The sequence below is a fragment of the Staphylococcus equorum genome, from assembly GCF_029024965.1.
In the GTDB taxonomy this organism is placed as follows: Bacteria; Bacillota; Bacilli; order Staphylococcales; family Staphylococcaceae; genus Staphylococcus; species Staphylococcus equorum.
Genome location: NZ_CP118982.1, coordinates 103,071 through 115,827, shown reverse-complemented (window position 1 = coordinate 115,827; position 12,757 = coordinate 103,071). Strand labels below are relative to the sequence as shown.

The following is a 12,757-nucleotide window of genomic DNA, read 5'->3' as shown; positions in this document are numbered from 1 at the left end:
CAATTTTACTTATCAAACAAACAATTTCACTATGCTAAAAATCATAAAGGTCAATATAATAGACGTGCCAAAGAACTTAAGTGTCAGAAATTCTTTTTTTGCTTTTTGTTGATCTTTTTCAGCATCATATTCATTTAATTCTTCTTCAATTTGTTTATTTATTTCATCTAATTCTTCTTTTTCATTTATATTTTCACTCATATATTACACTTCCTATAACTATAGAAATATTTATTAACTTATTATAACAAAATAAGCCAAGGAGAATATCCTCAGCTGTATTTTGTATTGATTTTCAAATCAAATGTTATTAATTATTATCAGTTTCTTTTTTACGACGTCTTCTCAGTAGTGCTAAACCACCTAGTCCAAGAATACCTGCTAACAATCCATTCTTCGTTGTATCGTCACCTGTATCTGGTAACTCTGAATCTTTGTCTTTATCTTTATCATTTTGATTCGCTTCATTCTCAAAACCTGAATCATTTGCTGATTTTAATGTATTTGTAGAATCTGAAGAATTGTTTGATGCTTCTGCTGTGTCTATAGAACTTGATGAATTGTTCGTTGCTTCTGCTGAGTTTGTAGAACCTGATAAATTGTTTGATGCTTCTACTGTGTTTGTAGAATCTAATGAATTATTTGGATCAGATGAAGTCATTGATCCGCTCTCGCTTAATGACTCTGATGTACTCATTGATTCACTTTCACTTAATGAGTCAGATGTGCTTAACGATTCGCTTTCACTTAGTGATTCCGACGTACTTAATGATTCACTTTCACTTAGTGACTCTGACGTGCTTAATGATTCACTTTCACTTAGTGACTCTGACTCACTCAATGACTCACTTTCGCTTAATGACTCAGAAGTACTCATTGATTCACTTTCTACTTCGCTTAGTGACTCTGACGTGCTTAACGATTCACTCTCACTTAGTGATTCCGATGTACTTAATGATTCACTTTCGCTTAGTGACTCAGATGTACTCAATGATTCACTTTCACTTAGTGATTCTGATGTGCTCAATGATTCACTATCGCTTAGTGACTCTGACTCACTCAATGACTCGCTTTCACTTAGTGATTCTGAAGTGCTCAACGACTCACTTTCGCTTAATGATTCAGAAGTGCTCAACGATTCGCTTTCGCTTAGTGACTCAGACGTACTCAACGACTCGCTTTCACTTAATGATTCGGATGTACTTAATGATTCACTTTCTACTTCACTTAGTGATTCTGACGTGCTTAATGATTCACTTTCACTTAGTGACTCAGACGTACTCATTGATTCGCTATCACTTAGCGACTCAGATGTGCTCAATGACTCGCTTTCGCTTAGTGATTCGGATGTGCTTAACGACTCACTATCGCTTAGTGACTCTGATGTACTCAACGATTCGCTTTCACTTAGTGACTCTGATGTGCTTAACGACTCACTATCGCTTAGTGACTCTGATGTACTCAATGATTCACTATCGCTTAGTGACTCTGATGTGCTCAATGATTCACTATCGCTTAGTGACTCTGATGCGCTCAATGACTCGCTTTCGCTGAGTGATTCGGATGTACTCAATGACTCACTTTCGCTGAGTGATTCCGATGTACTTAATGATTCACTCTCGCTTAGTGATTCCGATGTACTCAATGACTCGCTTTCTCTGAGTGATTCGGATGTGCTTAACGACTCGCTCTCACTTAGTGATTCTGACGTACTCAATGACTCGCTCTCACTTAGTGATTCTGACGTACTCAATGACTCGCTCTCGCTGAGTGATTCAGAAGTACTTAACGATTCGCTTTCACTTAGTAATTCTGATGTGCTCAATGACTCGCTCTCGCTGATCGATTCCGACGTACTCAACGACTCACTTTCGCTTAATGACTCCGATGTACTCAATGATTCACTTTCACTTAGTGATTCTGACGTGCTTAATGATTCACTTTCGCTTAGTGATTCTGACGTACTTAATGATTCACTCTCGCTTAATGACTCCGATGTACTCAATGATTCACTTTCACTTAATGATTCTGATGTACTCAATGACTCGCTCTCGCTGATCGATTCCGACGTACTCAACGACTCACTTTCGCTTAATGACTCCGATGTACTCAATGATTCACTTTCGCTTAGTGATTCTGACGTACTTAATGATTCACTCTCGCTTAATGACTCCGATGTACTCAATGACTCACTTTCACTTAGTGACTCCGATGTACTCAATGACTCACTTTCGCTGAGTGATTCCGACGTACTTAATGATTCACTTTCGCTTAGTGATTCTGATGTACTTAACGACTCACTTTCACTTAATGATTCAGATGTGCTTAATGATTCACTTTCACTTAGTGATTCCGACGTGCTTAATGATTCACTTTCGCTGAGTGATTCTGACGTACTTAATGATTCACTCTCGCTTAGTGATTCGGATGTGCTCAATGATTCGCTTTCACTTAGTGATTCAGATGTGCTTAGTGATTCACTCTCGCTTAATGACTCTGATGTACTCAATGATTCGCTTTCACTTAGTGATTCAGATGTGCTTAGTGATTCACTCTCGCTTAATGACTCTGATGTACTCAATGATTCACTTTCACTTAATGATTCTGATGTACTCAACGACTCACTTTCGCTTAGTGATTCCGACGTGCTTAATGATTCACTTTCGCTGAGTGATTCTGACGTACTTAACGATTCGCTTTCGCTTAACGACTCTGATGTGCTTAACGATTCACTCTCACTTAGTGATTCTGACGTACTTAATGATTCACTTTCACTTAGTGATTCTGACGTGCTTAATGATTCACTTTCGCTTAGCGACTCTGATGTGCTCAATGACTCGCTTTCACTTAATGATTCAGAAGTACTTAACGACTCACTTTCGCTTAATGATTCAGAAGTGCTCAATGACTCGCTTTCGCTGAGTGATTCTGATGTGCTTAACGACTCACTATCGCTTAGTGACTCTGATGTACTCAATGATTCACTATCGCTTAGTGACTCTGATGTGCTCAATGATTCACTATCGCTTAGTGACTCTGATGCGCTCAATGACTCGCTTTCGCTGAGTGATTCAGAAGTACTTAACGACTCACTTTCGCTTAATGATTCAGAAGTGCTCAACGATTCGCTCTCGCTTAACGACTCTGATGTGCTCAATGACTCGCTTTCGCTGAGTGATTCTGATGTGCTTAACGACTCACTTTCACTTAGTGACTCTGATGCGCTCAATGACTCGCTTTCGCTGAGTGATTCTGATGTGCTCAATGACTCGCTTTCGCTTAATGATTCAGAAGTGCTCAACGACTCGCTTTCGCTTAGTGATTCCGACGTGCTTAATGATTCACTTTCTACTTCGCTTAGTGACTCAGATGCACTCAATGACTCACTTTCACTTAGTGATTCTGATGTGCTCAATGATTCACTATCGCTTAGTGACTCTGACTCACTCAATGACTCGCTCTCGCTTAGTGATTCCGATGTACTCATTGATTCGCTATCACTTAGCGACTCTGATGCGCTCAATGACTCGCTTTCGCTTAGTGATTCACTTTCAACTTCACTTAGCGATTCTGACGTACTTAACGATTCACTCTCGCTTAATGACTCGGAGGCACTCAATGACTCACTTTCACTTAGTGATTCGGAATCACTTAATGATTCGCTTTCGCTGAGTGACTCTGACGTACTCAATGATTCGCTTTCACTAATGGACTCTGAATCCTCTTCGTTTTCTATAACAATAGATGTGTCATTTCCGCTGTTTGCGAGAAGATCAACATTTATTAAACCACTACCCGCAGCTGATGAAAAATTATATTCTTGTCTTCCTGGTAGATCAGATTCAGGTAACATACCATTTTCTGTCAATTGGTTTAAATCAATCATCAAATTATAAGTAACTCTACTACCAACACCTAAATTCACTAAATTTTCAACTGTCCCGTAAACTACACCCGTATTAGGGTCAATCGTCAATTCGTTGCCCTGTAAAGTTCCAGTATTTCTTAATACACCAAGCAATCCTGGTAAATCATAATCTAATTCTATAGCATTTAAAAAATTAGGATCTGTCATTAAATCACGGAATTGTGGAGACAATTGGAATGTTGGATACGTATTTCCTACGCCTAAACCAACTAAAGGTCTCCCCTCTAATTGTAGATTTAATACACCATTATTATGAGTCGCTGTTAGCTCCATATTATCCAAAAGTGTAACATCTGCAAGCGCAGCATAGGTTTGTATACCTTCAGTAGCTTGATTATTTACATCTGCTCTTCGTTGAAGTGTCGCATTTGTTTCTGCTATATCTTCATCTTCTGATTTTGATCCTTCTTCAGCCGGTTCAATTATTTCTTTTTCATCTTCAGGTGATATTTCCGAGTCTTCTTGTGTTATTTCTTCTGTGTCTTTTTCGTCTTCAGGTAACGTTTCTGTATCTTCTTGTGTCACTTCTTCTGTATCTTTTTCATCTTCAGGCGACGTTTCTGTATCTTCTTCAGGTATTTCTTCTGTGTCTTTTTCATCTTCAGGCGCTGTTTCTGTATCTTCTTCGGTTATTTTTTCGGTGTCTTTTTCATCTTCAGGTGATGTTTTTGTATCTTCTTGTGTCACTTCTTCTTTGTCTTTTTCATCTTCAGGTGATGTTTTCGTATCTTCTTCAGGTACTTCTTCTGTATCTTTTTCATCTTTAGGCGACGTTTCTGTATCTTCTTCGATTATTTCTTCTGTGTCTTTTTCATCTTTTGGTAATTCTTTCGTATCTTCTTGTGTCACTTCTTCTGTATCTTTTCCATCTTCTGTCGGTGTCACTGGCTCTTCTTGTGCTACTTCTGATACATCTTCTTTACTTTTGTTTGATAATTCTGATTTTTCTTGTGAAATTTCTTCCGTACTTTTCACATCTTCAGTTACTGGTTCTTGCTCTTCTGGTGTTACCTCATCTATGTTTTTCTCATCTTCAGGTAATGCTTTTGGTGTTTCTTGTGAAACTTCTTCCGTACTTTTCACATCTTCTGTTGATGTTGTTATCTCTTCTTGTGTTACTTCTTCTTTACTTTCGTTTGATAATTCTGACTTTTCTTGTGAAACTTCTGATGTATTCTCAGCTTTCACATTTTCAATTTCTTGTTGAGCAGTTTCAATCGTACCTTTTTCATCTTCACTTGGCTTTTCTGTATCATTTTGTATAGGGCTCCCAATTTCGCCTACACTTTTATCTGACACGACGGATTCAAAACTATCTCCCTTATTTTGTCTCTCATCAGCCGATGCAACGTTCCCACTTGTTGCAAAAATCGTAAGACCAATCAATACAGATCCAACGCCAACTCCCAATTTCCTTATAGAAAACCTCTGTCTCTCTCTCACTGCATAAACTCCCCCTCTAATATTAGGTATGATTACATATTACATTGTATTCATAAAAAATACTATTCCTTTATTAAAAAAATTATTTTTTTCGTATTATTCACGTTTATTTTTATATTTTAATTAGAATTCAACTTAATAAAGATTAATTTTTAATACTTTTTACGGTTGAAAAATGTGTTTTTTGAAAACGTTTTCTCATTAGATTTTATGGTTATATAATAAAACTAAAAGACAAATCTAATGCTTTATAGCACAGGTTTTGTCTAGGTTTTAAAATATTTTCTTTATTATGGAAAAAGTTAAAAATAAATATGTTTAACTTCTTTGATATGTGGAATCATAGTAATATAACATTTTAAGGAGGCGTTTATTTATGAGTAAGTTTGACGAGTATAAAGATCAAGCAACAGATAAAGCTAAAGATAAGGCCAACGAAATTAAAAATGACGACGAGAAAAAAGAAGAATTGAAAGACCAAGCAACAGATAAAGCTAAAGACTTAAAAGATAAATTCTAATTTTTGATAAACACAAAAATACACTTCCGCTACAAAGTGGAAGTGTATTTTTTATGCTTTATATAAGTGTTGTCATCTAACGAAATAATATGTCCTTTAGTTAGATTATAAATCACCTGTTAAAAATTGTGCTTCACCGTTAAAGAAACTCCAGTTTTCATCGGTATTTTCTACTAAACTAATCATAATATCTTCTTTACGAATGCCTACTTTTTCATGTAACGTATTCACTAAATTTTTGTAGAATGTCGTTTTTTGTTCTTTTGTTCTCGGTCTTGAAACGATAGTAAATACAATCACGTCATCCGTTCTTTCGATGCCTAAGCCTGTATCTAATATTTCCATTTCATAGTCCTCATGTTGATTAACAATTAAATATTTATCACCTTTTGGTGCTTGAAACGCATCTAACATCACGTTATATGTGATATCTAAAATACTTTTGATTTCCTCTTTTTCTCTACCTTTGATCATGTCTAATTTAATTAATGGCATGTAAATGCTCCTTTTAAAATTATTTATTTATCTTTATTTGAATATCCGACTTTTAACGAAATAAACACTACAACAAACATTCCTAGAAAACCATATAACCATATCGATAACATCTCATTAACAAACATTAATTATTACCTTCTTCTACATTATATTTTTGATTATCTTTTGGCTTGATGAAAAATGCAGCAATTGTAATTGTTGCGATACCGATAAATGTTGCTACTGCCCCTGCCGACATAGTACTTGGAATAATACCGCCGAAGTAAATGACTAAATATGAACCTAGCCCTACAAACATAGATAACTCTGCTGCTCTCGCTGGTGCTTTCCTTTTAGCGTATATGGCATGTAAGATAGGACCTAATGTGCCCGCTGCGATGCCTGATATTCCAATCCACATAATGTCACTCATATGCTTTGGTGGTTGTAAAACAAGTAAAAATGATAATAAACCTACAATTGGCACACTGATTTTACTTATTTGAAATGCAATTCTATTCGCTTTTTCATCACTAATATTTATTATTTTTCTTTTAACTAAGAACTTCAAGAATATATCATTCGCAAATACTGTAGAAATAGATACAAATAATCCATCTGTTGTCGACATTGCTGCAGCTAAAATGACCACACCGAAAAGTGCTACAATCACTGCAGGAAATGCCCAAATGATATAGTCAAGCAGTGCTAAGTCTGACGTTTCGACACTATCTCCAAGCGCGACACGAGCGAATATACCACCGAATAGCACGAGTAGACATAGCCCCGTGACCATAATATAAGTATTAATCATTTTTCCTAAATCTTTTTCATTTTTCAAACCTAATATTTTATTGAATAAATGTGGTGCAGAAGCAAACGCCCACTGTATAACGATTGCACCTAAAACCATGGCAAAAGAGTTGAAATGTACAGATTCTGGATTAAATACCTTAACTAAATTTTCATTTTGGTTAGATAAATTATTTGCGATACCAGCAAATGTACTTGTTATACTCCCTTTCCAAAAAATAACAATTCCTGAGATAAATACAGCAAGACCTGCAATGGCCATAATTACAACTTGAATCGCATCGGTATAGATATCTGCAAGTGCGCCACCAACGTATACGTAAAGTACAACAATAACCGCAATAAAGACGAGTCCGCTAAAGTAAGACATACCGAGTAAATATTCAAAAATCCTTGCGCCTGCAACAAACTGGCTGGCTATATAAAATATATTAAAAAGAAGGATAATGCCAGTACCTACGCGCATTATATCACTATCGTAAAAATCTCCTAACCAATCTGGAAGCGATAAAGATTTTTGATTTGTATTCAATTTCCTTACCTTTTTAGCCACCATTAAGACACCCGTAGGTCCACCAATAAACATGGCTAGAAATAACCATAAGTTATTAAGACCCCATTCATATGACCAACCGGGATAGCCTAAAAAGGTGGCTGCACTTAAGTATGTTGCTGCAAATGATAGTCCAAGCACTCTAGGCCCAATGTTACCGCCACCAGTGGCAAAATCAGCAATATTTTTCATCTTACGTGAACTGATATAACCGACAATAACCATGACTATCATAAATAATATGAAGCCTATCCATGTATAGAGAGTAATTTCATCCATTGTTCTTTACTCCTTTATTATTAATTTATATAAGAGTATTCGCTGCACTCTTGTTTTTTGCTGGATGATTTTCCTTTATTGTTTTTTGATCTTTACCGAACATATTTTCACGAAGTGTTGTGCCTTCGTATTCTGTTCTATATAGACCTCTTTTTTGTAATTCAGGGATAACATAATCGACAAATTCTTCAAATGTACCAGGTGAATAGCTTTGGGCGATATTAAACCCAGCGGCCCCACCTTCAACTGCCCATGCTTCAAACTTGTCAGCGACTTGCTCTTTCGTTCCAATAAATTTAGCTGTGCCATTGCCTAGACCATGATTTTTCACAGCTTCTCTGAGTGTCCATTTATGGTGTGGGTCTTTGGTATACATATTAAGATTGCCTTGCATCGCTTCAGTCTCAATATCTTCTATATACTGATCTGGGTCATACTCTGAAAAATCAATGCCTGTATGTCCACTTAATAATGATGCGGAACCTTCATAGCTAATATGCTCTGTTAATGCTTCATATTTTTGATAGGCTTCTTCTTCTGTTTCTCCGATAATTGGGAGTACCATAGGGAATACTAAAATATCTTCTTTACTTCTGCCATGCTGTTCAGCTCTAGTATGTATATCGTCTACATAGCGTTTCAATGATTCTACTGAGGTATGTTTCGTGAACACTGCTTCTGCATGTTTCGCCGCAAACGTTTTACCTTTTTCTGAAGCACCTGCTTGAAATAATACAGGCGTTCTTTGAGGTGATGGTTCAACTATATGGGGTCCTGGCACGCTAAAGAATTCACCTTCGTGGTTAATTTCATGCACTTTATCAGGGTCCGCGTACGTATCCGTGTCTTTATCGTTAACTACAGACCCATCTTCCCAGCTGTCCTCCCAAAGTTTATAAACGACTTGGAGAAATTCATCTGCTCTGTTGTATCTTAAATCTTTTGGTAATCGTTCTTTCAATCCTAAGTTAATCGCTTCACTTTCTAAATAAGAAGTGACAACATTCCAACCTAAACGACCATTAGTTAAATGATCTAATGTAGATAATTGCCTAGCTAAACTATACGGTTGTGCATATGTAGTAGAGATTGTTGGGGCAAAGCCAATATGTTTTGTCACTGCAGCCATAGCAGAAATAATCGGTATAGGATCGTGCGCAGGCAGTTGAACTGCATGCTTAATTGCAGCATCACTCGATTGATTATAAACACTATATGTTCCTAAAACGTCTGCAATAAATATAGAATCAAACTTACCTTTCTCTAAAGTTTGCGCAATATTTATCCAATAATCTAATTGATTATGATGTGCACCTTGGTCTTTGTCATGTTTCCATAATCCAGATGAATGTGGGGATGGTGAGTTTTGAACAAATCCATTAAAATGTATCTGCTTCTTCGGCATATGTTTTTCCTCCTAAATGTAGTTTCGTTGTGCTTAATAGTGACTGTTGAGGAAATTTTAAAATTTAATTTAATATTTTTGAATTACTTTACTCATTTCCTAAGATGAAAATTCTCAATATATAGAATTTTCAGATAATATCTATGCTAGTAAATATAGCGAATATTATATACTTCGTCAACACCAAAATGGTAAATGATATAAGAATAGTCGGATTAAATCGATAAAATGTTTTTGTTCATTTTTAGAAAATCAAAATTTATCGATATTTGTGTTTGCTACTTACAATGGTATAAAATATAAAAGAGATTATTAAGTCACATATATAAGAATCATGAATAATTGGACGCAATTAGTACGGACATTCAAACATTATTAGATTTAAAAACAGAAAGGATACTATTGAATAATGAATAAATTACAAAAAGATGGTTATTCAAGATATGATTTAATGAAAAGTTTAAATTATGAGGGTATTGAACAAGATTATAATGAAATATTAGCGTACTTTGCTGATCTACCTGAAGATGATTATGCCCCTAACCTTAATAGATATAGAAGATACTCTAGAGCAATCGTGTTACCTGGCACAGAAGATGCTTTTTGGCTTCCTACCATTGAAAGAAATGGCGTTGATTATTCTGCGTATTTTCAAGGGAAGTTTAATCCAGAACATTCTGGCTCATATAGAGAATTCCATTCTATTGATGAAAATATAAGAAGTAATAAATTGTTGAACGATATTATAATAGCCAACTATCATGAAACGTTTTGGAACGAAGAGGATAAAATTTTACCGATTCATGTGGGTGTGCATTTCGTTAAATTGTATGTAGAAAATGACGGAGATAAAGCTGTTTCCTCACCGAACTGTTTACACCAAGACGGAGAGCCGTTTACTTTTGCTCATTTAATTGAAAGAAAGAATATTGTTGGTGGAACGAATGCTATCGCTGTACCGGAAGCTGCTGGGAATAATCCGGAAGATACTGATGAAAACAATATAATAGAAGTTTTTGAAATGGAGAACCCTTTAGAATCCTACGGCGTTTACGACCCTAATGTAAGTCATTATGTAAGTCCAGTTGAAAAAGGATCAGAACAAGGTACAGGTCTTAGATCTGTCATATTAATTGATTACCAACAAACAGTTGTTGCAGATGTCGACGAATAATAAAATCCCCCCCCTACTTGTATAACAGTAGGGGGGATTTTAAAGTTCATCATTACGGCAATAAGTTAAATCCAAACTAAAAAAGCAATGAAATAAGTGCGATTATAGGGAGCCCGCCTTGTTTTAAAATTATAGATTTTTGACTAGTAATTGCCCCATATACGGCAACTAAAATGATATAAATTAAAATACAAGTAATTAATTCTCTAGGATTATGGGAAAAGAACAGCGCATATAATAACATCACACCAAGAAGTCCATTGTATACACCTTGGTTTTTCATAAGAACCTTTAAATTGGGCTTTTTTAATTCTTCCTGCTTAATATTGAATATTTTACTAGTTCTAAGGGAAGTCGTTTTAATCGTTTGTAATATCATTATATATATAAATTCAATAGCAACTAATAAAACTAAAATTACTGTAACAATACTCATAAATGAATACACCTCTTTTTCAAATGAACTTTCCATATATTAATATCACAACTTTAACTGGAGAGTAATAAATTAAGTGATTTGAAGTAACTCTCCTTCAATAACTCCAATTCTTTTGTTCAATACTTCTTTTTGGTTATTTAAAACCCCTAAATGTACTTCTAATATTGTTTTTATATCTATTTCATTATCATATAACATACCTGTATTTTTTTTGATTTCTTTTAAACTCATATTCAAATTACTTAAACATTTGATGAATTTTATCATTTCAATATCATCTTTACTATAGAGCCTTTTATTATTAGTGTCTCTTTCTATAAATTTTAATATCTCCTTTTTTTCATAAAATCTTAATTTACTTTTACTTATATCACATATGCTTGCTACTTGATCAATATAAATTTTTTCCAATGTAAGCACATCCCTTCTCTTAAACTAAGGTTTAACTGTTATCTTATTATATAACCACGCAAGAGGAGGAAAAACAATTAAAAAGATTTGATTTTTATAGTTCAAAAGCAATCATTATTACAAGAAATCATTTTATTTAAGCAAGTCAGTTTAAACACTAATTAAAAAACATTAAAACGGAGGATTATTATGCAAAATGAACAAATTGTATTAAACGAAAGACCAGAAGGATTACCTAAAGATGACACTTTTAAATACGAAGCAATCCAAACAGCGGAACCTAGTACAGGTGAAGTACAATTAAAATCTATTTATATTTCTGTGGATCCTTATATGCGCGGAAGAATGAATGATTCAAAAAGTTACGTTAAACCTTATGAAATCGGCAAACCAATTGATGGGCATGTTTTAGCGAAAGTTATAAAATCCGAAGTAGAATACTTGGAAGAAGGAGATTATGTTACGGGTGTCTTACCTTGGCAAAGAATAATCACTACTGATGCTAATCAAGTGACTAAAATACCTTCCACAGAAGTTCCTCTACATTTATACTTAAGCATTTTAGGAATGCCAGGTATGACAGCATATACTGGTTTGTTGGAAATAGGTAAACCAAAAGAAGGAGAAACAGTTGTTGTATCTGCTGCTTCCGGCGCTGTAGGGTCTGTAGTAGGACAAATTGCTAAAATAAAAGGCGCAAAAGTAGTTGGCATTGCCGGTGGAAAAGAAAAAACACAATATTTAACAGACACATTAGGCTTTGATGCGGCTGTTGATTATAAAGGCGATGATTTTGAAGCACAACTTGCCGCATCTGTACCAAATGGTATTGATGTATATTACGAAAACGTCGGTGGAAAATTATCAGATGAAGTTTTCAAACATTTAAATACATTTGCACGTGTACCTGTTTGTGGTGCAATCTCAACTTACAATAATACGCAAACTGAAATGGGACCAAGAATTCAGGAAACACTAGTTAAAAGCCAAGCCCTAATGCAAGGTTTTGTAGTAGGACAGTTTGCAGAGCATTTTAAAGAAGCAAGCGAACAACTTGCCAAATGGGTAGCTGAAGATAAAATAAAATCACAAGTAACAATCGATGAAGGTTTTGATCAATTGCCTAATGCATTTAGAAAATTATTTTCTGGTGAAAACTTTGGTAAACAAGTGGTTAAAATATCAGAAGAATAACTTGAGATATAATCTAATATGAAAGTATATGATATAAAAAACACAATTAGCTTATAATAAAAATCTCACTCATCAAATAAGATGAGTGAGATTTTGTTATTTTTTATAAAGTTTTTGGTGA

Annotated in this window: 10 protein-coding genes; 3 read left to right on the top strand and 7 right to left on the bottom strand. The window is 34.9% G+C overall.

The annotated features are described in order from the left end of the window. Window positions 1-12: 12 nt before the first annotated feature. Together PYW44_RS00490 and PYW44_RS13420 are read right to left on the bottom strand one after the other, a co-directional pair. Window positions 13-201 carry a hypothetical protein gene (locus PYW44_RS00490; protein WP_021339006.1) on the bottom strand — a complete coding sequence of 63 codons (189 nt, stop codon included), beginning with the start codon at window positions 199-201 and terminating at the stop codon, window positions 13-15. 109 nt (window positions 202-310) lie between these two features. Further along, a complete protein-coding gene (locus tag PYW44_RS13420; RefSeq protein ID WP_142711453.1) occupies window positions 311-5,371 on the bottom strand; it encodes a YSIRK-type signal peptide-containing protein in 5,061 nt (1,686 codons plus the stop codon). 376 nt (window positions 5,372-5,747) lie between these two features. Here PYW44_RS13420 and PYW44_RS00480 point away from each other — a divergent pair, with 376 nt between their 5' ends. Continuing rightward, window positions 5,748-5,891, top strand: a complete 144-nt coding sequence (locus PYW44_RS00480; RefSeq protein ID WP_002506316.1) for a hypothetical protein — start codon at window positions 5,748-5,750, stop codon at window positions 5,889-5,891. 105 nt (window positions 5,892-5,996) lie between these two features. On the opposite strand, the gene PYW44_RS00475 is transcribed toward PYW44_RS00480, so the two are convergent. From PYW44_RS00475 to PYW44_RS00465, 3 genes are all read right to left on the bottom strand, one after another. Further along, the gene (locus PYW44_RS00475) at window positions 5,997-6,386 is read right to left on the bottom strand and encodes a tautomerase family protein (protein WP_002506312.1); all 390 of its coding nucleotides are present in this window, start codon (window positions 6,384-6,386) and stop codon (window positions 5,997-5,999) included. A gap of 127 nt (window positions 6,387-6,513) precedes the next feature. Next, window positions 6,514-8,013 carry a sodium:solute symporter family protein gene (locus tag PYW44_RS00470; protein ID WP_021339375.1) on the bottom strand — a complete coding sequence of 500 codons (1,500 nt, stop codon included), beginning with the start codon at window positions 8,011-8,013 and terminating at the stop codon, window positions 6,514-6,516. A gap of 25 nt (window positions 8,014-8,038) precedes the next feature. Then, complete coding sequence (locus tag PYW44_RS00465; protein ID WP_021339374.1) at window positions 8,039-9,418, bottom strand: LLM class flavin-dependent oxidoreductase; 1,380 nt, start codon at window positions 9,416-9,418, stop codon at window positions 8,039-8,041. A gap of 409 nt (window positions 9,419-9,827) precedes the next feature. Here PYW44_RS00465 and PYW44_RS00460 point away from each other — a divergent pair, with 409 nt between their 5' ends. After that, a complete protein-coding gene (locus PYW44_RS00460; protein ID WP_021339373.1) occupies window positions 9,828-10,592 on the top strand; it encodes a 2OG-Fe dioxygenase family protein in 765 nt (254 codons plus the stop codon). A 76-nt stretch (window positions 10,593-10,668) separates the two neighbouring features. On the opposite strand, the gene PYW44_RS00455 is transcribed toward PYW44_RS00460, so the two are convergent. Then, a complete protein-coding gene (locus PYW44_RS00455; RefSeq protein ID WP_021339372.1) occupies window positions 10,669-11,028 on the bottom strand; it encodes a DUF1304 domain-containing protein in 360 nt (119 codons plus the stop codon). 72 nt (window positions 11,029-11,100) lie between these two features. After that, window positions 11,101-11,442: a helix-turn-helix domain-containing protein gene (locus PYW44_RS00450; protein ID WP_021339371.1), complete on the bottom strand. Its 342-nt coding sequence runs from the start codon at window positions 11,440-11,442 to the stop codon at window positions 11,101-11,103. Between the two features lie 189 nt (window positions 11,443-11,631). Between PYW44_RS00450 and PYW44_RS00445 the strand changes: the two genes are divergently transcribed. Continuing rightward, window positions 11,632-12,636 carry an NADP-dependent oxidoreductase gene (locus PYW44_RS00445; protein ID WP_021339370.1) on the top strand — a complete coding sequence of 335 codons (1,005 nt, stop codon included), beginning with the start codon at window positions 11,632-11,634 and terminating at the stop codon, window positions 12,634-12,636. Window positions 12,637-12,757: the final 121 nt, after the last annotated feature.